Below are 19,914 nucleotides of genomic sequence, written 5' to 3'. Positions count from 1 at the left end.
GTGCGTGGTGATGAGTGGAAATTATGGGGTTGAAGAAAGTTGTCGCTACGCTGGCTACCTAGCGGTAGTGCCAGAAAATTCCGAAGTCGAAGGGCGTCCAGAGGGCCGCTTTCTGCCCGGCCACTTTCAGGCCATTATTTGCCCAAGTGTTGCAGGTGTAAAACAGGTTATACGTACGCTTGGCTTCGTAAAACGCATCGTGCTGGCCGTAGCTATGGCCCTGAATGTGCTGGGGCTGGCCCTGCGCATCCAGCTGAAAGCTGTTCCTGATGAACGTAATCAGGCGGGCGTACTCGGCCTTGCTTAGGCGCAGCTGCACGCAGTCGGGGCCCACGGTGGGGCGATGATGAAACGTGGTGTGCATGGCCGTTGTGCTGAGCCAGAACATGGCTTTCACAGCCGTACTCGGCTTTAGCTCCGCCCAAGTGGGTGTATCGAGGTAAAACCCTTTGTCGCCCCACCCAAAGCCGATAAACTGCATGGAGCTGTCGGCGGCTGGCGTGTCCGTGTAGGGCACGAGCTGGGTCCAGTCGATTTGGGCTGACCGCACGGGCACCACCAAGTCAGTGTGCACGCCGTTGGAGAGGATGTAGGCCTCAACGGTATTTTCGGAGACTGGGGCTGGTGCTCCGCCATCCGGCACGGCCGACAGCACCACAGCCCCCGCCAGATACGCGGCCACGGCTCCTACTATTCCGGCTCCGGTCCAGGCTACGGTTTTGGCAACTTTTTTGGCGGTTATCGTCATGAGCGGGCAAGGTACAGCAACAGCGGTTGGCCCTCATACGCAACTGCCCGAAAAAAGCTTAGCAGTGCAGCTACACGGCCCTTGTGAGCCCAACAGACCCAAACGTAACTTTGGGCTTTCTACCAGCACCATGCCCCAACCCGACGACCAGCTATACAGCATTCCAGCCCCTTACCGGCGCATGGAAAACCTGCACATTCTCTTCTGGCTGCTGAAAGATATTGGCTGGTGCATGATCTGGAAGCCACTAGGTATCAGCATGATTTTCCCCACGCTCACCATTGCTTTGCTCATTACGTGGCGTACCCGCGAGATTAAAGCCGAACTGGCCCACAACCTAGCCATTGTGTTCTGGATTTCGGCCAACTCCTACTGGATGATTAGCGAGTTTCTGGGCTTTGACACCATGGTAGTGTGGCACGGCATCACGGGCAAGCACTTGGCGCTGGTACCGTTCCTGACGGGCCTTTTTATCCTGCTGTATTATTATCTGGTGCAGCGCCCCCGCGAGAATCGGACGGAGCAGGTAGCTACGTTATAGCCGCACCTCCAGCCGGAACAGCTTCTCAATTAGCGCCACCGCTTGCTCCCAACGCTCCGTCCAGTTGCCGCTTATTTCGTGGTAGGGCACGTTGAAATCGGCCAGGGTTTGGCGGTGCAGCGCGTCCAGCCGGGTCCGCTCCGGCTCGGGCAGACGGGTACCATCCTGCACCAGCGGCACATCAGCGGCGAGGTAGAGGTACAGGTCGGCGCGGTTATGCTGGTATATCTCCGGGGGCAGCGCCAGGTACTCCTGCCCCAGCAGCCGGGCATACGATTGGGTAATGTGCACGTCGGTATCCAGCAGCAGCAATGGGCTGGCAGTAGCTCGGATTTCCGTGATGCGCCGCGCGTGCTCGTTGGCTACCGCCAGCAGCTCGTCGGGCCCGAAGGAGGTGGAATCCGGAATCAAGTCGCGCCCGGTTTCTGGTACCCAAGCTGCATTGAAATGCTTAGCCAGCTGCTCGGCCAGGGTGGTTTTACCCGTTGATTCGGTGCCCAGAATAGCTACGGTACGCTGGTAATAGCGCTGCACACTAGCCGGTAGCTGGTGCCAGCTGGCCCGCACATCGGCCCGAACAACCGTCCCTGATACGGGCACCTGGGCCCGGAACACATCGAAATCCAAGTGCTCAATACCCATGCGGGCGGCCACCAAAGCCCCGTAGGGTTCGGAGGTGACAACCAGCGTCACGTCGGGCAGCACTTCCCGAAACCGGTCGGCCCAGGCGTAAGCCACGGCGACGGAGGTTTCGGAGGTATTCGCTAATTCATCTTCCCGGTATTCCAGCACCTGCACCTCTACTTCGGGCTGGGCAGCATACGTTTCTCGTATCCAGGTGGCCCGCACCTCGCCCGGCACGGTTTCCTGGTTACTGGCGCACACCAGCACGGTAAGGCGGGTGCTGTGGCCGCGGGCAAAATTGATGAGGGCGGCGTGCCCGGTATGAAACGGCAGAAACTTCCCAAATACCAACGCGTGCTTCATACAACAAGGAAAACGGCTACTACAAACTGCGCACTTCGGTACGATTAAAAATGCAGCCGCACATCCAGATACACATTGGTGGGGGCCTGTACGAAATACTTGCGGGTACCATCGGGCTCCACGTAGCCGTTGTTGAAGTAGCGGCTATTGGTGAGGTTGTTGCTAAACAACGTGGCCTCCCAGCGCGACCGGGCGTAGCGCACCCGCGCATTCAGCAGCCCGTAGCCAGCAATGGTAGCCGAGTTGGCAAAATCTAGGTAAGAGCGGCTCTGGTAGCGCGCCGATACGCCCAGCAGCCAAGGCCCGCTTGAGTAGTTCACTTCCTGGTTGAGCAGCACGGCGGGCGTTAGGATAGGCCGGAAATCCTGAGTTTGCTCCCGAATGCGGCTGTGGTTGAAGGCGGCGTTGTGCACCAGCTGCAGCTTTGGCGTAGCCTGCCACTGCGCAGTGGCCTCCAATCCGGTGCGGTAGCTCCGCTCCACATTGCTGGTAAGGGCCAGACCGTTGGGGCCCAGCTTGCCGTTGAGCACAATTTCGTCGCGGAAGTTCAGGTAGTAGCCGTTCAGGCTTAGCTCCAGGCGCGGAGCCACATAACGCACCCCGCCCTCGTGGTCGGTTACGTACTCGGGGCGGGAGTTGAACAGCAGGGCTTGGCCGGTGCTGTCCGCCGCCAGGTCGTCGTTGCCCCCGAACAAATCGTTGCGGGTTGGTTCGCGGCCGGTGCGGCCCAGACTATAATAGAGGGTAGTGTGCTCCGTGAGTTGGTAGCTGAGGCCGGCTTTGGGGTTGAGAAACTGCCAGCGCTGGGGTTGTAGCGGCACGCTGCCCCGGTAGCGAAACGTGGCGGCCCGGCCCTGCACGTCGGCAAATAAGGTGAGCGGGCCCAGGCGGTATTCCAGCTTGCTGAACATGCTACCTTCCCGCTTGTAGCCAATATTGCGGTATAGCTCCCCGGCCGCTTGCTCACTGCCCAAGTGCCGCCGCCGGTAGGTGCTCAGGTGCAGGCCGCTGGTCCAAGCATAGTGCTTCCCCCGCAAGGTGTAGGCACTAAACGCTCCCAGCCAGCCCGAGCGAAAATCGTAGCGGTAGAGCTCCGCTGTGGAGGGCAGCCCCAGAAATGCGTTCAGGTCGAAGTCGTAGCCGCCCTGCAAACCCGAGCCGTAGATGCTCGTGCTGATTTCGGAGCGGCCCGACAGTCGCCACTGATTCTGCAGCTGCACCATGGCCTGCCGGAACCGGTCGTTTTCGGGGCCGTTGGCATTGGCCCGCCGGTTCACTTGAATTACCGAATCGGGCACGCCCAGCCAAGCCAGCTGGTTGCGCTGCTGCCCGGCCAGCACGCTCAGTTTCCAGGTAGTTTTCTCGTAGAACAGTCCTCCACTCAGGTACACCGAGTTGGACGTGTTGGCCGAGCGAATCTTGTACCCATCCGAGTGCAGGTGCGACACCCGGGCGTAGAAAGCTCCGTGTCCGCGCCGCCCACTGGCGTGCTCCGCATACAGCCGGTAGCTGTTGTAGGAACCGTAGCCACCACCCAGCGTTGTGCGGGCCGAGTCCAATAGACTTACCGACGTCAGCTGCAGACTCCCGCCGAAGCTGGCCACGCCGTTCTGGCTGGTACCCACGCCTCGTTGCAGCTGCACGCTGCTCAGGGAGTTAAATAAATCGGGGTAGTTGGAGAAATACGCTCCCTGGTCTTCCGGCTCATTCAGCGGCACGCCATCCAAGGTACTGTTGATGCGGGTCTGGTCGATGCCGCGCAGGCGGAAGTAGGCGTAGCCCTGGGTACTGCCAGCATCGGAGTAGGCCGTTACGGCGGGCGTCTGCGTCAGCAGGAAAGATGGTTCCTGGCCCACACTGCGGGCTTTCAATTCCCGTCCGCTCAGGTTCAGGAAAGTAACTGGGGTGCGGCTGCCCGCGCGGTAGGTTACCGTTACTTCCGGCAGGGAACGGGCTGTGTCGGGAACGGTTTGGGCAGTTTGCGCCTCAGCTGAAAGAGCCGACAGGCAGGCCAGAACAAGCAGTACAGGTTGCTTCATGCACGATAACTCCAGGCAGAAAAGGCAGCCAAAGGTACATTCCTTCCGGTAGGAACCATTGCCCTCGCAATTTCTCCGGTTTTTATCGCGCAGGTTTCGGCCCTAACGCAAAGCAGCCGCCTCCCTACTTTTTTAGGAGAGGCGGCTGCGTAACGGACCTTGTTTCCAGATGCGGTAGAGCTACATTTCTACATCAACCTGCACGGTTTCCTGCGGGGCCAGCTTAGGTACTAGTGCGTGGTAGGTCAGGATGGGGGCATCGTTGGTCATGCCCTGGGTAAACTTTACCCGTAGCTTCAGCTGCCCAGTTTCACAGCTGCGGCCATAGGTGTAGGCAATGGACGAGCTGCCGCTAGCTGAGCCTTTGTTGCCAATCACCAAGTCATATTTGGTGAAATCAATTTGCGGATGGCAGCTGCCCGTCACCTGCTGATCAAAGTCGGTTTGGTTGCGGATGATGACGTACGTCTGATTCAGATTCACGCTAAGCTGCCGGCGCGTGTCACCGCACCCGTATTCTTTTTCCAGACTGGTCGTAGGCAGCGTGGCATCTACGCAGGGCTCATTTTCGCCTACGCAGGTCACGCAGCCCGTGAACAGAGCAGCTAGCATGCCGCCAGCAACAAGAGTAACAGTACGTTTCATAGCAGCTTACTAGGTGTTATTGAATATGGTGAGGTAGTAGGTTGAGCCGATACAGCCGATAAACGTTGCAAGTCCGATAAAAAAACAACGGCCGCCTCCCCTATTCGGGAAGGCGGCCGTTGCACTTCAGTTGCTCAGAAATTACTTCTGCGACAGTTGAGCTTCGCCCGATTCTTTCAGACGGATCAGGTTCAGGGCCGAGCCGGCTTTGAACCACTCAATCTGGCCCTCGTTGTAGGTGTGATTCACCGTAATGAGGTCCGTGTCGCCGTCGGCGTGGTGCAGGCGCACCTGCAGGGGCTGGCCGGGGGCAAACGTGGTCAGGCCGAGGATGTCGATGGTGTCGTCCTCCTCAATCAGGTCGTAGTCGGCCTTGTTGGCGAAGGTCAGGGCCAGCATGCCCTGCTTCTTCAAGTTGGTTTCGTGGATACGGGCGAAGGACTTCACCAGCACGGCGCGCACGCCCAGGTGGCGGGGCTCCATGGCGGCGTGCTCCCGCGAGGAGCCTTCACCGTAGTTCTCGTCGCCTACTACCACCGAGCCGATGCCCTGGGCTTTGTAGTTACGGGCAACCTGCGGCACGGGACCGTAGGGAGTGCCCGAAGTCAGCTCATCCTTCACCGAGTTAGCCTCGCCGTTGAAGGCGTTGATAGCCCCGATGAGCATGTTGTTGGAGATGTTATCCAGGTGGCCGCGGTATTTCAGCCAGGGGCCGGCCATCGAAATGTGGTCGGTGGTGCACTTGCCTTGGGCCTTAATCAGCAGACGCAGACCTTTCAGGTCGGTGCCTTCCCACGGCTTAAAGCCTTCCAGCAGCTGCAGACGGTCGGAAGCGGGGTCTACGAGCACCTGCACGCCCGAGCCATCGGCGGCGGGAGCCTGGTAGCCGGCATCCTCCACGGCGAAACCGCGGGGGGGCAGCTCAATGCCCTGGGGCTCGTCGAGCTTCACCTGCTCCCCGTTGCGGCCGGTGAGGGTATCGGTGAGGGGGTTGAAGGTCAGGTCGCCGGCAATGGCGAAGGCCGTCACGATTTCGGGCGAAGCCACGAAAGCGTGGGTGTTCGGGTTGCCGTCGTTGCGCTTGGCGAAGTTGCGGTTGAACGAGGTGATGATGGAGTTCGGCCGCTTCATGTCGTCCATGTGGCGGGCCCACTGCCCGATGCACGGACCGCAGGCATTAGCCAGCACCACGCCACCCATTTGGGCGAAAGTGTCGAGCAGGCCGTCGCGCTCCACGGTGTAGCGCACCAGCTCCGAGCCAGGCGTTACGGTGTACTCAGCCTGTACCGTCAGGCCTTTGTCGGCAGCTTGCTTGGCAATGCTGGCGGCGCGGGTGATGTCTTCGTACGAGGAGTTGGTGCACGAGCCAATCAGGCCTACTTCCAGTTTGGCGGGCCAGTTGTGCTCCTTCACGGCCGCAGCAAACTGCGAAATCGGCCAGGCAGCGTCCGGCGTGAACGGACCGTTCACGTAGGGCTCCAGGGTGCTCAGGTCGATTTCGATGAGCTGGTCGTAGAAAGCCTCGGGGTTGGCGTACACCTCATCGTCGGCGCGCAGGTGCTGGGCCACGCCAGCAGCCATGTCGGCAATTTCGGCGCGGTTAGTGCCTCGCAGGTAGTCGCCCATCTTCTCATCGTAGCTGAACACCGAGGTGGTAGCCCCAATTTCAGCGCCCATGTTGCAGATGGTGCCTTTGCCGGTAGCCGACAACGAGTTGGCACCTTCGCCGAAGTATTCCACGATGGCACCGGTACCGCCTTTCACGGTCAGGATACCCGCCACGCGCAGGATTACGTCCTTGGCCGAAGTCCAGCCGTTCATTTTGCCGGTCAGCTTCACGCCAATCACTTTCGGGAACTTCAACTCCCAGGCCATGCCCGACATTACGTCTACGGCATCGGCCCCGCCTACGCCAATGGCAATCATGCCGAGGCCGCCAGCGTTGGGCGTGTGCGAGTCGGTGCCGATCATCATACCGCCGGGGAAGGCGTAGTTCTCGAGTACCACCTGGTGAATGATACCAGCGCCGGGCTTCCAGAAGCCGATGCCGTATTTATTGGAAACCGAGGCTAGGAAGTCATACACCTCCTTATTTTCGGAGTTGGCTACGGCCAAATCCTGGTCGGCACCCCGCTCGGCCTGAATCAGGTGGTCACAGTGTACGGTGCTGGGAACGGCAACTTTAGCCTTGCCGGCCTGCATGAACTGCAACAGCGCCATCTGGGCCGTGGCGTCCTGCATGGCTACGCGGTCCGGAGCGAAATCGACGTAGGAAACGCCCCGCTCATACGCCTGCGAAACAGAGCCGCCGTACAGGTGAGCGTACAGGATTTTTTCAGTCAGGGTAAGCGGGCGGCCAACGGCGGTACGGGCGGCTTCAATGCGGGAGCCCATGCCATCGTACACGGCCTTGATCATTTCTAAGTCAAACGCCATAATGCGAAATGGAAAAAGTGGAGAGAACGAACCTGCATGAAACAGGTACGCAAATATAGGTACCGGCCGTTGCGCAGCCCAACTTTTCGGGCCTTTGCCCCCACCCTACTGCCTCATTTAGAATGATTCTAACGGATAGTGGCGGAATTGTTGCAGCTTGGGCAAACAGAACGTCATTCCGAGCACAGCGAGGAATCTCGCCAGAGGGTAATCAGATTACCGTTACAATGTCAGCACGCGAGATTCCTCGCTGTGCTCGGAATGACGTTCTATGTACTATACTGCTGGTCGCAACGGCCTTGAGTTGTAAACAACCGAGGGCCGGCTGTAGTTTAGCCCCGAACTCACTTAACTTTTTCATCATGCCCGTAGCCATTGCATTTCGCAAGGCCGTAACCGGGGCCGGACTCGCGCTGGCCGCGGTGGCCTGTCAGTCCAATTCCACCACTTCCGAAAACACGGCGGCCACCGATGCCGCTGTTACCAATGCAGCCCCGGCCCTCACGGCCGGCACCTGGCGGGGCGTCCTCTCGGCCCAGGGCCAGGAAATTCCGTTTCTGTTTGATGTAGCCCAGGACGGTGGCAAGCCCACCGTAACGCTGCGCAACGGCGAGGAGCGTCTGAAGCTCGATGAAATCAGCACGGCCGGCGACTCCACTACTATCCGCTTGGGCGTGTTCGACGCCGCACTGGTCGTGCGCCCCGACGGCACCGATAAGCTAAAAGGAGCCTGGGTGAAGTACGACGGCAAGGAGCCCTACCGGGTGGCATTTACAGCGACGAAGGGTGAGCAACAATACCCGGCTACCACAGCTCAGCCTCAATCCTTTGCCGGTACCTGGAAAGTTGATTTTAAAGGAACCGAAGGTGACGTGACGCCGGCCGTAGGCGTGTTCGAGCAGAAAGGCTCGAACGTAACCGGCACCTTCCTTACCACCACCGGCGACTACCGCTACCTGGTGGGCCAGGCCGAAGGCGACCAGCTGAAGCTTACCACATTTGATGGTAGCCACGGCTTCCTGTTCACGGCCAAAAAGGCCGGCAATACGCTGCAGGGCGACTTCTACAGTGGCAAGAAGGGTCATGAAACCTGGACCGCCACGCTGGACCCCAACGCCAAACTGCCCGACGCCAATGCCCTCACCGGTATGAAGCCCGGCCAGAAAAAGCTGGATTTCAAGTTTCCGAGCATCGTGGAAGGCGCCAGCATCTCCCCTTCCGACCCCAAGTACAAGGGCAAAGTAGTGGTGGTGCAGATTCTGGGTTCCTGGTGCCCCAACTGCATGGATGAGACCAACTTCCTAGCTCCCTGGTACGAGAAGAACAAGCAGCGCGGCGTGGAAATCATCGGGCTGGGCTACGAGCGTACTACTGACCAGAAAGTGGCCGCCCAGAAGCTGCAGAAGATGAAGCAGCGCATGAACATTGGCTACGACATTGCCATTGCCGGCGAGGCTTCCTCAGAAGCGGCCAGCAAATCGTTGCCGCAGGTGCAGAAGGTGCTGGCCTTCCCCACCACCCTATTCCTGGATAAAAAAGGCGAGGTGCGCAAGATTCACACCGGCTACTCAGGCCCCGGCACCGGCAAATACTACGAGCAGGAAGTGGCCGAATTCAACAAAACCATCGACCAGCTGCTGGCTGAGTAAAAGCTTTCCGGTTACGGTATCACGGCCCTGCTTTCTTTGGAAGGCGGGGCCGTTGTGTTGCTGCCATCACGGAATGGCGCAGTTCGGCAGTATATTGTGCCTTCAACTTTGCGCGGTAGTCGCCAGACCTGTCTTGTGGCCCCGCTTTTTTCTGCCCGCTATGTTTCATTTGTCCTCTACCGTTGCGCGCGGCGCATTGTTCTGCTCTTTACTGACGGGCCTGCAGCTATCAACTTTTTCTGCGGCTTTTGCACAATCGTTTGCGAAAGGAGCTGACACGGGCTGGCTGCAGCAGATGGAAGCCAATAACTACTTGTTCTATAATGACCAGGGCGTGCAGCAGGACTGCTTTCAGATTCTCAAGGACAAGGGCATCAACTCCATCCGGCTGCGGGTGTGGGTGAACCCCTCCATGACGGACTGGGTGAATGGCCACTGCAGCCCGGCTGAGGTAGTAACCATGGCTACGCGAGCCAAGAACATGGGCTTTCGGGTGATGATTGACTTTCATTACAGCGACAGTTGGGCCGACCCCAGCAAGCAAACCAAGCCGGCGGCCTGGGCCAACCACAGCTTTGCGCAGTTGCTTACCGATGTATACGACCACACGTACAGCGTGCTGAGCGCCCTAAAGGCCAACGGCGTAACGCCGGAATGGGTGCAGGTAGGCAACGAGATACCTGGCGGCATGCTGTGGCCCGAGGGCAGCAGCACCAACAACTTCGGTCAGCTTACCCAACTCATCAACAAAGGCTACGAGGCCGTGAAGGCAGTAAGCCCCGCTACCAAAGTGGTGGTACACTTGGACAAAGGCAACGACAACGCCCGGTTCCGGTGGTTTTTCGACCAGCTGACTACCAACGGCGGCAAGTATGACGTGATTGGCATGTCGTACTACCCCTACTGGCTCAACCAAGACTACACGGCTTCCATCAGCAACCTGCAGGCCAACCTCAAGGACATGGTGAGCCGCTACAACAAGGAGGTAGTGGTGGCCGAAGTAGGCGGCGACTGCGCCACTGCCCCCCAGAACGTGTACGACATGCTGATAGCCGTGCAGCAGGCCGTACGGAATGTGCCGGACAACAAAGGCCTGGGCGTATTTTACTGGGAGCCGGAGGGGTACCGCAGCTTCAGCGGCTACCAGCTCAGCGCCTGGAACAACGATGGCCGCCCCACACTGGCCATGAATGCTTTTCTGGGTACTTCCACCTCCCCGCCTCCGGCAACCAACCCGGTAGCTAACCCCGGTTTCGAGGCAGATGGGGCCGCTACGCAAACGCCTACCGGCTGGCTTACCCGCACCACAGCTAGCACCAGCAACGCCGCCGATTATACCGAAACCAACGGCCAAGCCAGTTCTTACCGGCTCACGCACTGGCTGAGCTCCGCGTACCAGGTTACCACGTACCAAACCCTTACCAGCCTGGCTAATGGCACGTACACGCTGCGGGCCTGGGTGATGAACGGCGGCGGCCAGACTACTTGCCAGTTGTACGCCAAGAACTTCGGTGGCACTGAGAAAAACGTAGCCCTACCTGTGTCGGGCAGCTGGACCCAAGTTCAGATACCGGGCATTCAGGTGAGTAACGGGCAGTGCGAAATTGGGCTAGCATCGGATGCCAACGCCGGTAACTGGTGCAGCCTGGATAACGTGGAGCTGGTATCTACCACCGTTACGGGGGCGGCCCAAGCAGCCGAGGCTCCGCTTTTCGTGGCTTTCCCGAACCCGGCTACTACTGAGCTGACGTTTACCCGCCTGCCCGGCAGCGGCACCACCACCGTGCGGATTTACTCGGCAACCGGCCAGCTGGTGTTCACCCGGAAAATTACGGCGGCCCGCCCCCGCGTTGACATTGCCGAACTAGCACCCGGGGCGTACACGCTGCAACTGGAAGGCGGCAGCCGCTCCACTACGCAGCAGTTTATCAAGCAGTAGCGAATTAGCTTACCGGGTACGCTCCAGCAGCACAATGGGCTCGTTGTGGTACGAAGCACGCGCAAACTCGTGGAAGCCGAATTTGCGGGCCACATTGAGGGAAGCCACGTTGTCAGGGTCGATGATGCAGGTGATACGGGCTTGGGGAAAGCGCGGCTCAATCCAGCCTAAGGCTGTTTGCACGGCCTGGGAAGCATAGCCCCGACCGTGCAGGCGGGGTGCAATGGTCCAGCCAGCTTCCAGGGTGCCTTTCAGGGAAGGCGTCAGGTCGCGCTGAAAATCAAAGAACCCCACGGAGCCGCAGTACCGGCCGGTGGCTTTTTCTTCAATGGACCACGCCCCGTAACCAAACATAGCCCAGTGGCCGAGCTGCCCCATCATGCGGCGCCACACTTCTTCCTCAGTTTGCGGCTTGTTGCCCAGAAACCGGTAAAATGCCGGGTCGTTGGACAAGGCCGTAAATTCCGGCAAATCAGCAACCCGCGGGCCGCGGAGCAGCAAATCCGGCGTTTCTAGTTCGGGCACTGTTACGGCCGGGGCATCAAGCAGGGAGAGAGGAGGCGTCATGCGGGCAAGTATAGCAAAACAAGCAGTATTCCCCAGTGGCGCGCAGCTCTGCTTCGCGCACGAGCGGAGCGAGTTACTACGCGGTAGATCCACACGTCTGATACTTACCTGCAGCTCGTACGCGAAGCGGAGCTGCGCGCTATTGAGCTGTTACATCCAGCCACAGCGGTGCTTTAGGGCGCAGGGTGATGAGCGGATCGGTACCGGGCACAGTAGCAGAAGTCAGGTGAAATTGGAAGAAGCGCACCGCTTCCAGCAGTACCAGCTGGATTTCGGTGAGGGCAAAATTGTTGCCCACGCATAGCCGCGGCCCGCCCCCAAACGGCAGGTAGGCATAGGACGGAATGGGTGGTTCGGCATCGGGCGCAAACCGCCCAGGCCGAAACGCTTCGGCCTCCGGCCACAGCTGTGGGTGGTGGTGCAGGCCATGAATGTAAATGGAAAACAACGTGCCTTTGGCAATAGGTAGCCCCCGAAACTCGTCATCTTCCAGCGCCACCCGGTCCAGAATCCAAGCGGGCGGGTACAGGCGCATCGTTTCCTGAATAACCTGCTGGCTGTAGGGTAGTTGAGCGAGTTCCTGAAACTCGGGTGGGCGGGAGACTAAGCCTGCGGCGCTTCGCTCCTGCTGCACCCGCTCGGCGGCTTCCGGGTGGCGAGCCAGCAAATAAAACAGCCAGCTTAAGGCATTGGCGCTGGTTTCGTGGCCGGCCAGCAGCAATATATTCACCTCATCCAGCAACTGGTCCTCGCTCATGGGCTGGCCACTGTCTTCGTAGCGGGCATCCAGCAGCATTTGCAGCAGGTCATCAGGCGGAGTGGCGGCGGGCGGGGCCGCCTGCCGCTGCCGAATGTAGCCCCGCACCAGCTCGCGCAGTTCCCGGCTGAAGGCATCGTGCCGGTCGAAGGTACCGGTGGCCGAAAACCAGGGCCGCAGGTAGGGTTGCCGCACCGTGCGCACGTAGAAGGCCTGAATGCGCGTGAGAATATCCGATAGCCGCAGTTGCTCCTGGCTAGTCATGCTGGTGCCGAAGGTGGCGCGGGCAATAATATCGAAGGCCACCTGCGTCATCTCCTGATGAATATCCACCCGCAGGCGGCCGCCGGGAGCGGTCTGCACCCGCCGCTGCAGCTGCTGCCGCCACTGCTCCACCACGCCCTGCATCAGCCGCGTGAGGGCCGCCAGCCGCTGCCGGTGGAAGCCGGGCTGAATGAGGCGGCGCTGCCGCAGCCAGTCGGTGCCCTCGTTGGTGAGCAGCCCCCGGCCCAGGTACCGAATCAGGCCGTGCGTCAGGTCCGATTTCAGATAACGGCGGTGGTTCTTCTGCAGAATATGCTGGGCCAGGGCAGGGTCGCGGGTGATAATGGTGGGGCGCAGCCCACCCAAGTACAGCCGCACCGTGTCGCCGTGCTGGGCCAGCACCCGGTCCAGGTTTTGAATGGGCTGCCGGGCCATGGCCAGGGAGCCCAGCAAGGTGCGCCAACGCGGCACCTGGGGCAAGGTAAGCTGCTCGGATGATTCAGGAAGGGCCATTTTGGTAGGTAGTGTAAGGCCACGGAAGGTACAACAGCCGCATCTAGCAGCCACTGTTTTTTTGGTGGTAATAACCCATTGCCCGGCTTCCCGCGTACAGCCTTATAAGGCCCCACGCGGCCGCCCGTACTCACTTCCTTCTACAACCAAATTCGCGCTTTCCTATGTGGATTCAACAGAAAAGCACCCCGGCCCCCGTTGATGAGCTGCAAGGCCGCACCGTCGGGCTCAAATTTGAGTGCAACCAATGCCACACCGAGGTATTTACCGACTTGATTGGTGTGCCGCCCGCCGACCATTTCGCCAATTCCAAAGAGGACGACGGCCAGTACGAAACCGAGGAAATTAAATGCCCCGGTTGCGACATGACCCACGAAATTACCATCAAAAGCAACTTCGATGGCGTGCATTTCGATGTATCAGAGGTAAAGCCCGAAAGCGTAGCATACCAAGTGCACGCGTAAACCCGCCTCACTTGTAAACACGAAGTGGGGGCCGGCTGTATAGCCGGCCCCCACTTCGTGTTTACAAGTGAGGCGAATTGGCAGCGGTCAGATATTATTTTTCCCGCTCAATGGTGTAGTTAATGAGTTGCTCCAGCGAGGTGCGGGAGGCGGAGGCCGGGAAAGTCCGCAAAATTTCCAGCGCCTCGTCGCGGTAACGCTCCATCACCTGAATGGCATACTGCAGCCCACCCGACTGCTTCACAAAGTCAATAACGACCTGCACCCGGTCTTTGCGGCCATCGTTGTTTTTCACGTTGAAGATGACGCGACGTTTGGTTAGCCAGTCGGCCTGGCTGAGGGCGTAGATGAGCGGCAGCGTCATCTTTTTCTCCTTGATGTCGATGCCCACGGGCTTGCCAATTTCGGCCGTGCCGAAGTCGAACAAGTCGTCTTTGATTTGGAAAGCCATGCCCACTTTCTCGCCAAACAGTCGGGCCCGCTCAATGGTATCAACATCGGCGCCGGCAGAAGCGGCCCCCACAGCGCAGCAGGAAGCAATGAGTGAGGCCGTTTTCTGGCGGATAATCTCGAAGTACACGTCCTCAGTGATATCGAGGCGGCGGGCCTTCTCAATCTGCAGCAGCTCGCCTTCGCTCAGCTCCCGCACGGCGTTGCTCACGATTTTGAGCAGCTCGTAGTCGTTATTCTCCAGGCTCAGTAGCAGACCCTTGCTCAGCAGGTAGTCGCCCACCAGCACAGCAATTTTGTTTTTCCAGAGGGCATTCACGCTGAAGAAACCGCGCCGATAATTGCTCTCATCCACCACGTCGTCGTGCACCAGCGTAGCCGTGTGCAGCAGCTCAATGAGGGCCGCACCCCGGTACGAGGCCTCCGGCAGTGGGTCGCCCCCGCTGATTTTGGCCGTGAAGAACACAAACATGGGCCGGATTTGCTTACCCTTGCGCTTCACGATGTAGCCCATGATTTTATCCAGCAACAACTGGCGGGTTTGCATGGACTGGCGGAATTTCTTCTCGAATTCCTCCATCTCGGCGGCAATGGGAGCCTGTATTTGGTCCAGCGTAACGGTCATGCGGGTAATTTGGGCGCTGCAATGATACGGGTAAACGGTGAGATAGTACGGAGGTGAAATCCAGGCGGCACTAGTTGTTTTCCGGTTATCTATGTAAATACTGTTGTTGCTACACGAAACCGGACGGTTTCGTGGTTTTACCGGTCCAGCCCTACCTTCGTTCTATGTCTGCCGCCCCTACTTCCGTTGATTTTCTGCTCACCAGCCCCCACCACAGCCGGCCATTTGCGGCTGATGCCCGTTTCGTGCCCAACGGCGTGCCTAAACCGGTAGTAGTATTTGTGCACGGCTTCAAAGGTTTCAAAGACTGGGGCCACTTCAACGTGCTGGCTGATTGGTTTGCCCGGCAGGGGTTTGTGTTCGTGAAGCTCAACCTCTCGCACAATGGCCTGGTAGTGGGTGGCACCGGCGACCTGGAAGACCTGGAGGCATTTGGGCAGAACAACTTTTCGCTGGAGCTGGACGACATTGGCTGTTTGCTGGATTACCTGCCCACGGCCGCTTACCTGCCGGCCGAGGAAGCCGACTTCTCCCGGCTGGCCCTCATCGGGCATAGCCGGGGCGGGGGCTTGGTGCTGCTGAAAACGGCCGAAGACCCGCGCGTGCAAGCCGTGGTAACCTGGGCCGCCATCAGCGACGTGAACCCCGGCTGGCCGGAGCCGCTGATGCAGCAGTGGCAGCAACAGGGCGTGTTTCACGTGGAGAATAGCCGCACCGGCCAGCAGCTGCCGCTGTACTTCCAGATTGTGGAGGACTACCACCGCAACCGCATCCGCCTCGACATCCGCCACAACCTGCGCCGCAAGCTGCGCGGCCGGCCGCTGCTCATCATCCACGGCGACCAAGATGAAACGGTGCCCCTGCAGCGTGCCCACCAGCTCAAGGAGTGGCAGCCAGCCGCCGAGCTGTTGGTGCTGCCCGGTGTAACGCACAACTTTGGCGGAGCGCACCCCTGGCAGACCACTAGCTTACCAGCCGAGGCCCAGCAGGCCGCAGAGGCCACGGTAGAGTTTCTGAAGCGCGTATTATAGCACAAGATGCCTACCGCTTACCTCCTGCTCGGCTCTAACCTCGGCGACCGAGCCGCCGTTCTGCGCGAAGCCGTGCACCAGCTTGGAGCTACTACCGGACACATTGAGGCTGTTTCAGGTTTGTACGAAACGGCGGCCTGGGGCTTGGAAGACCAGCCGGCTTTTCTGAACCAGGCCGTGCAGTTGCGTACCACCCTCTCGCCGGAAGAGCTGCTACAAGCCTGCCAAGCCACCGAACAACAAGCCGGCCGGGAACGGCTGATCCGTTGGGGAGCCCGCACGCTGGACGTGGATATTCTACTGTACGATGCCCTTGTGCTTGGCACGCCCTGCCTGCAGCTGCCGCATCCGCGCCTGCCGGAACGCCGGTTTGCCTTGGTGCCCCTAGCTGAAATTGCTCCTGTGCTGCTGCACCCCGTGCTGCAGCAAACCATAAGTGAGCTACTACAGCGCTGCACGGATACGCTGCCGGTTAAGCAAATTTCTTCCTCCAAAGACTGAATCAAAAAAGGCCCGCCGGATATTCAGCGGGCCTTTTTTGATTCTACAGACCGAGTACTAGACTGCCGCTGAGCTGACAGCTGCCTCCGGGGCGATTTTCTTTACCAGGCCCTGTAGTACTTTGCCAGGGCCGCACTCCACAAACTCGGTGGCACCGTCCTGCACCATGCGCTGCACGCTCTGCGTCCAGCGAACCGGGGCCGTGAGCTGGCGCACCAGGTTTTCCCGAATTTCGTCGGGGTTGGTATGCGGAGCCGCATCCACGTTCTGATACACGGGGCAGATACCGGCCGAGAAGGTGGTTTGGGCAATGGCTTCGGCCAATGCTGTTTCGGCCGATTTCATCAGCGGCGAGTGGAAGGCTCCACCCACCGGCAGCGGCAAAGCGCGCTTAGCACCAGCGGCTTTTAGCTGCTCACAGGCCAGCTCAATACCCCGCTGGGAGCCGGACACTACCAACTGGCCGGGACAGTTATAATTGGCCGCTACCACCACGTTGCCGCCCGCCGTAATTTCCTCGCAGATGCGGGCCGTGGTATCGTCATCCAGACCCAGAATGGCCGCCATGGTACCCGGCTGTTCCTGGCAGGCGGCCTGCATAGCCTGGGCCCGTTTCGACACCAGCCGCAGGGCATCCTCGAAACGCAACACTTTGGCTGCCACCAGCGCCGAAAACTCGCCCAGCGAGTGTCCGGCTACCATATCGGGCCGAAAATCGGGCAGCACAGCGGCCAGGGCTACGGAGTGCAGAAAGATGGCCGGTTGGGTAACATCGGTCCGGCGCAAGTCCTCCTCTGAGCCCGCAAACATCACGTCCGTCAGCGAAAAGCCCAGAATATCGTTGGCTTGGTCCATCAGGCGCTTGGCCTCTGGATGTTGCTCGTACAAGTCACGGCCCATGCCGCTGAACTGGCTACCCTGGCCAGGAAAAATAACTGCTTTCATCATCGGTGGTTTTGGCGGCCGGGCAACGGATGGCGCTGCTTCGGCCGGATTCAATGAAGCTGCAAGCTGCAGAAAACCGCCCGAATGCACAACGCAGGTACTCCGCTGGTTACTTTACCCGTACCGGGCTGACGCGCCCCGTGCTTTTCTCAATATCAATGGCGCTGCCATCGGGCATGCGGCCTACCCGGTCGCGGCGCTTCACCAGTACCTGCCAGTTGTCGCCAGCGTCCATCACCCGTAGCGTGGGCAGCAGGTACTCCGCCGAGTCAGTCTGGGTCCGGAAGTAGCGCGTGGCTATGGTAGCGGCCTGTTCCTGAGTAGTAGCTTCGGCAACGGCCGGCGCGGCAGGCTGCTCGGAGGTTGAGGCGGTTTGCGCCGGGTTGCAGGCGGCCAGCAGCCACGCGCTTAGAAGGATGGTGTATTTCATACTCAAATAAAAAACTCCGGGCTCGTTCTACCTGAACGAGCCCGGAGTTTTACGCAAAGCTGGTACCGCAGTTAGCGGTTTATCTGCACCCAGCCTTTAAAGGTGCGCTTGGTGCGGTTGGCGTCCCGGAACTCCACGTCAGCCTGGTAGAAGTACATGCCATCGGAGACCCGACCGTTGGAGTTACTCTCCGAGCCACTGCCGCCCCCCGTCCAGTTAATCAGCGGGTCTTTGTCGCTTTCGTACACTTTGGTACCCCAGCGGTTGAAGATTTTGATGCTGGTGCGCTCGATGGGGCTGAATACTTTGGGCCGGAAGGTATCATTCTTGCCGTCACCATTGGGAGTGAAAATGTTAGGTAACAAGAACAACAGACAGTTGTCCTTGCACTCTTTGTTGCTCAAGGCGCTCACGGCGCCATTATCATCCACGGCCTGCACGGCGTAGCAGCCCTGGGCCGAGGCCAGATTCCGGTGTTCGAACGTAAACTGACTGCCTGGTACCCGCGCCAGTTCCTGCAACGGCTCTGCATCAGTGGCTGCGTAGTAGATGATAAACGACACGATGTTCCTGTTGCAATCGGCTGTGGGCAGATTACTGAGCGTCCAGCTCAGGTAATTGGTGTATACCTGCCCGCCCAAAGGCGTTACCGGCAAATCAAACAGGCGGCTGGCCAAGCTGTCACAATTGGTGGCTTTCAGCTTAAGCACCGGCGTACACGGAATAGTCAGCAGGGCCACGCACTGTTCCTGGCTGAGGTTGATGAGCGAATCGGGCCGGGTGGCGTCGTAGGTGCCATTGGTTTTAACGTAGTAGCAGTAGGTGCGCCCTTTCACCAACGGGCCGCCTACCGTGCCCCGATCCACGTAGGTGCCACCGGTGGTAGTACCCGTCACCTTGGCAATGGGCCGGAAAGTACCCGTGCTTTCCCGCCGGTACACGGTGGTGGGGCGTTTGGTATTATCCCACGGAACCTGGTACGTCCAAGACACTGAAATAGTGTTTGCTACCGGATCAGGGGTGCCATTTACCCGCACGCTGGAGGCTGGCCCGGCTACTTCCACCGTTTCAGAAGCATTAGCCGTTGCCACGTTGTAGAAATCCAGCCGGTACGAGTACGCGTTGGCTGTGGTGTTCAGGTCTGTGTTTACAAAGGTGGTATCATCCAGATTGGAGCTGGTGTATACCTGCGTAAAGTCGGCGGCTACCGGATTCTGCCCCATGGCCCGGAACAGCCGATATCCGCGCGTGGCCCCGAAGCCGGTAGAAGAAGTAGGCTTCGTCCACCGCACGGTAATCTGCCCATTGATAGCATCCGTCCGGTCAACAGTGACATTGGTGAGCCGGGCCGAGCGCCCCGTCAACGACACACACGATTCGTTGGAGGCAATGCTGGCTCCCAACCCGGGCGAGGCAAACTGCACGTAAATGCGGTAGCAATAGGTTTTGCCCCGGTCAAGGCCTCGGCCATTATTATCATCCAGGAATGTCCGGGAGCCCACGCTCACTGAGCCAACCTGCGTATAGCCAGCCGCAGCGGGCAGGCCGGTTTCGCAAGGTCCGGGAGTGAAAGGATACGAATTCTCGCGGCGGAAAATCAGAATCTGGGCACCGGCATTCTGGCAGCTGTAGCTGTCCCAGTCGAGGCGGGCCGTACTGCCTTGCAGAGCGGTGCGTAGGTTTTGCGGAGCGGGCCCCACCACCCTGATACGCCACACCCGTTCGTCAATAAGAGCTGTTTGCCCGGCAGCTGGCCGGTCAGTAGCCTTGAACAGCACCTGATACGGTTCCGCGCGGATATCAGCACAGGTCGGCGTCCATCTGAATACACCCTGTGCTGTGGGAGGGCCAACGCTGGTTTGTGTAAACGAACCAGGAGTGGGCAACATTCCTCCGAATGCCTCCAGAGTAATTGGGTTATTATCTGGGTCAGTGGCCGTTACTATTCCATTTGGAACAGGATTACCGGCTATTACGCAGATATCGTTGGGTACCACAATAGTAGGACGTAGATTGGGGGTAGCGCGAACAAAAATCTGCATATCCCGCACTACCTCCCCAATAAGCCGGGCCCTGGTTCCAGGAATACGACGATACTCCCGTACTACGAATGCAATGTTGTACACCCCCTGCTGAATAGGGGAGTTCCATACAATCTGCCCGGTAAATCGATCCTGTACGAAAATAGCCGGAGCATCAGGAATCCCTGCCGGAGGGCCGCTATACTCAACCTGCCGCGCGTTTCCGTTTATCGGATCATTCGGAAAAGAGAATCCACTGAGTTGAGTTGCCGTTGTTGCACACGCGGTGGCTCTTGCTTGCTGGCTGGGCAGCAGCTCAAAAATCAGCGAGTCCCCATCGGCGTCATACGCCGATGGATTAT

17 protein-coding genes are annotated in these 19,914 nt (G+C 59.3%); 6 read left to right on the top strand and 11 right to left on the bottom strand.

Annotated features, from left to right (window positions below):
* Positions 1 to 58: 58 nt before the first annotated feature.
* Positions 59 to 748: a TIGR02117 family protein gene (locus LF252_RS01895; protein ID WP_226266795.1), complete on the bottom strand. Its 690-nt coding sequence runs from the start codon at positions 746 to 748 to the stop codon at positions 59 to 61.
* 130 nt (positions 749 to 878) lie between these two features.
* Between LF252_RS01895 and LF252_RS01890 the strand changes: the two genes are divergently transcribed.
* Positions 879 to 1,289 carry a hypothetical protein gene (locus LF252_RS01890; RefSeq protein ID WP_226266793.1) on the top strand — a complete coding sequence of 137 codons (411 nt, stop codon included), beginning with the start codon at positions 879 to 881 and terminating at the stop codon, positions 1,287 to 1,289.
* On the opposite strand, the gene LF252_RS01885 is transcribed toward LF252_RS01890, so the two are convergent.
* The 4 genes from LF252_RS01885 to LF252_RS01870 all read right to left on the bottom strand — a co-directional run bounded on the left by LF252_RS01885 (position 1,284) and on the right by LF252_RS01870 (position 7,396).
* Complete coding sequence (locus LF252_RS01885; RefSeq protein ID WP_226266791.1) at positions 1,284 to 2,276, bottom strand: AAA family ATPase; 993 nt, start codon at positions 2,274 to 2,276, stop codon at positions 1,284 to 1,286. The two genes, LF252_RS01890 and LF252_RS01885, sit on opposite strands and share 6 nt — an antisense overlap.
* Positions 2,277 to 2,320: 44 nt before the next feature.
* Complete coding sequence (locus LF252_RS01880) at positions 2,321 to 4,315, bottom strand: TonB-dependent receptor (protein ID WP_226266789.1); 1,995 nt, start codon at positions 4,313 to 4,315, stop codon at positions 2,321 to 2,323.
* A 180-nt stretch (positions 4,316 to 4,495) separates the two neighbouring features.
* Positions 4,496 to 4,960, bottom strand: a complete 465-nt coding sequence (locus tag LF252_RS01875; RefSeq protein WP_226266787.1) for a hypothetical protein — start codon at positions 4,958 to 4,960, stop codon at positions 4,496 to 4,498.
* A 141-nt stretch (positions 4,961 to 5,101) separates the two neighbouring features.
* Entirely contained in the window at positions 5,102 to 7,396 is a 2,295-nt protein-coding gene (locus tag LF252_RS01870) for an aconitate hydratase (protein ID WP_226266785.1), read from the bottom strand.
* A gap of 362 nt (positions 7,397 to 7,758) precedes the next feature.
* Between LF252_RS01870 and LF252_RS01865 the strand changes: the two genes are divergently transcribed.
* Positions 7,759 to 9,045 carry a TlpA disulfide reductase family protein gene (locus tag LF252_RS01865; RefSeq protein WP_226266783.1) on the top strand — a complete coding sequence of 429 codons (1,287 nt, stop codon included), beginning with the start codon at positions 7,759 to 7,761 and terminating at the stop codon, positions 9,043 to 9,045.
* A gap of 160 nt (positions 9,046 to 9,205) precedes the next feature.
* On the top strand, positions 9,206 to 10,984 hold the full coding sequence (locus LF252_RS01860; RefSeq protein ID WP_226266772.1) for a glycosyl hydrolase 53 family protein: 1,779 nt from the start codon (positions 9,206 to 9,208) through the stop codon (positions 10,982 to 10,984).
* Between the two features lie 9 nt (positions 10,985 to 10,993).
* Here LF252_RS01860 and LF252_RS01855 read toward each other — a convergent pair whose 3' ends face one another.
* Both LF252_RS01855 and LF252_RS01850 read right to left on the bottom strand, forming a co-directional pair.
* On the bottom strand, positions 10,994 to 11,551 hold the full coding sequence (locus LF252_RS01855) for a GNAT family N-acetyltransferase (RefSeq protein ID WP_226266770.1): 558 nt from the start codon (positions 11,549 to 11,551) through the stop codon (positions 10,994 to 10,996).
* Between the two features lie 139 nt (positions 11,552 to 11,690).
* A complete protein-coding gene (locus LF252_RS01850; RefSeq protein ID WP_226266759.1) occupies positions 11,691 to 13,085 on the bottom strand; it encodes a cytochrome P450 in 1,395 nt (464 codons plus the stop codon).
* A gap of 164 nt (positions 13,086 to 13,249) precedes the next feature.
* Between LF252_RS01850 and LF252_RS01845 the strand changes: the two genes are divergently transcribed.
* Positions 13,250 to 13,549 (top strand): hypothetical protein, encoded by a 300-nt coding sequence (locus tag LF252_RS01845; protein WP_226266757.1) that lies wholly within the window; start codon positions 13,250 to 13,252, stop codon positions 13,547 to 13,549.
* A gap of 94 nt (positions 13,550 to 13,643) precedes the next feature.
* Here the strand turns inward: LF252_RS01845 and LF252_RS01840 are convergent, their stop codons facing one another.
* Entirely contained in the window at positions 13,644 to 14,624 is a 981-nt protein-coding gene (locus LF252_RS01840; protein ID WP_226266755.1) for a polyprenyl synthetase family protein, read from the bottom strand.
* Between the two features lie 164 nt (positions 14,625 to 14,788).
* Here LF252_RS01840 and LF252_RS01835 point away from each other — a divergent pair, with 164 nt between their 5' ends.
* Together LF252_RS01835 and folK are read left to right on the top strand one after the other, a co-directional pair.
* Complete coding sequence (locus LF252_RS01835; protein WP_226266753.1) at positions 14,789 to 15,655, top strand: alpha/beta hydrolase family protein; 867 nt, start codon at positions 14,789 to 14,791, stop codon at positions 15,653 to 15,655.
* Between the two features lie 6 nt (positions 15,656 to 15,661).
* The gene (gene folK / locus LF252_RS01830) at positions 15,662 to 16,156 is read left to right on the top strand and encodes a 2-amino-4-hydroxy-6-hydroxymethyldihydropteridine diphosphokinase (protein ID WP_226266751.1); all 495 of its coding nucleotides are present in this window, start codon (positions 15,662 to 15,664) and stop codon (positions 16,154 to 16,156) included.
* A gap of 57 nt (positions 16,157 to 16,213) precedes the next feature.
* Here the strand turns inward: folK and fabD are convergent, their stop codons facing one another.
* The 3 genes from fabD to LF252_RS01815 form a co-directional block, all read right to left on the bottom strand.
* Positions 16,214 to 17,101 carry an ACP S-malonyltransferase gene (gene fabD, locus LF252_RS01825; protein ID WP_226266749.1) on the bottom strand — a complete coding sequence of 296 codons (888 nt, stop codon included), beginning with the start codon at positions 17,099 to 17,101 and terminating at the stop codon, positions 16,214 to 16,216.
* A 109-nt stretch (positions 17,102 to 17,210) separates the two neighbouring features.
* Positions 17,211 to 17,531: a hypothetical protein gene (locus LF252_RS01820; protein ID WP_226266747.1), complete on the bottom strand. Its 321-nt coding sequence runs from the start codon at positions 17,529 to 17,531 to the stop codon at positions 17,211 to 17,213.
* 71 nt (positions 17,532 to 17,602) lie between these two features.
* On the bottom strand, positions 17,603 to 19,309 hold the full coding sequence (locus LF252_RS01815) for a T9SS type B sorting domain-containing protein (RefSeq protein WP_226266745.1): 1,707 nt from the start codon (positions 19,307 to 19,309) through the stop codon (positions 17,603 to 17,605).
* Positions 19,310 to 19,914 lie beyond the last annotated feature (605 nt).

Source organism: Hymenobacter pini, assembly GCF_020421205.1.
In the GTDB taxonomy this organism is placed as follows: domain Bacteria; phylum Bacteroidota; class Bacteroidia; order Cytophagales; family Hymenobacteraceae; genus Hymenobacter; species Hymenobacter pini.
Note: the sequence above shows the minus strand (reverse complement) of the source record. Positions and strands in the feature narration are given on the sequence as shown.

Excerpts from the sequence above, each read along its gene's own strand:
- LF252_RS01835 (WP_226266753.1), top strand. The coding sequence starts at position 14,789 with ATGTCTGCCGCCCCTACTTCCGTTGATTTTCTGCTCACCAGCCCCCAC.
- LF252_RS01840 (WP_226266755.1), bottom strand. The coding sequence starts at position 14,624 with ATGACCGTTACGCTGGACCAAATACAGGCTCCCATTGCCGCCGAGATG.
- LF252_RS01885 (WP_226266791.1), bottom strand. The coding sequence starts at position 2,276 with ATGAAGCACGCGTTGGTATTTGGGAAGTTTCTGCCGTTTCATACCGGG.
- LF252_RS01855 (WP_226266770.1), bottom strand. The coding sequence starts at position 11,551 with ATGACGCCTCCTCTCTCCCTGCTTGATGCCCCGGCCGTAACAGTGCCC.
- folK (WP_226266751.1), top strand. The coding sequence starts at position 15,662 with ATGCCTACCGCTTACCTCCTGCTCGGCTCTAACCTCGGCGACCGAGCC.
- LF252_RS01850 (WP_226266759.1), bottom strand. The coding sequence starts at position 13,085 with ATGGCCCTTCCTGAATCATCCGAGCAGCTTACCTTGCCCCAGGTGCCG.
- LF252_RS01865 (WP_226266783.1), top strand. The coding sequence starts at position 7,759 with ATGCCCGTAGCCATTGCATTTCGCAAGGCCGTAACCGGGGCCGGACTC.
- LF252_RS01890 (WP_226266793.1), top strand. The coding sequence starts at position 879 with ATGCCCCAACCCGACGACCAGCTATACAGCATTCCAGCCCCTTACCGG.
- LF252_RS01845 (WP_226266757.1), top strand. The coding sequence starts at position 13,250 with ATGTGGATTCAACAGAAAAGCACCCCGGCCCCCGTTGATGAGCTGCAA.
- LF252_RS01880 (WP_226266789.1), bottom strand. The coding sequence starts at position 4,315 with ATGAAGCAACCTGTACTGCTTGTTCTGGCCTGCCTGTCGGCTCTTTCA.
- LF252_RS01875 (WP_226266787.1), bottom strand. The coding sequence starts at position 4,960 with ATGAAACGTACTGTTACTCTTGTTGCTGGCGGCATGCTAGCTGCTCTG.
- LF252_RS01895 (WP_226266795.1), bottom strand. The coding sequence starts at position 748 with ATGACGATAACCGCCAAAAAAGTTGCCAAAACCGTAGCCTGGACCGGA.
- LF252_RS01820 (WP_226266747.1), bottom strand. The coding sequence starts at position 17,531 with ATGAAATACACCATCCTTCTAAGCGCGTGGCTGCTGGCCGCCTGCAAC.
- fabD (WP_226266749.1), bottom strand. The coding sequence starts at position 17,101 with ATGAAAGCAGTTATTTTTCCTGGCCAGGGTAGCCAGTTCAGCGGCATG.
- LF252_RS01860 (WP_226266772.1), top strand. The coding sequence starts at position 9,206 with ATGTTTCATTTGTCCTCTACCGTTGCGCGCGGCGCATTGTTCTGCTCT.
- LF252_RS01870 (WP_226266785.1), bottom strand. The coding sequence starts at position 7,396 with ATGGCGTTTGACTTAGAAATGATCAAGGCCGTGTACGATGGCATGGGC.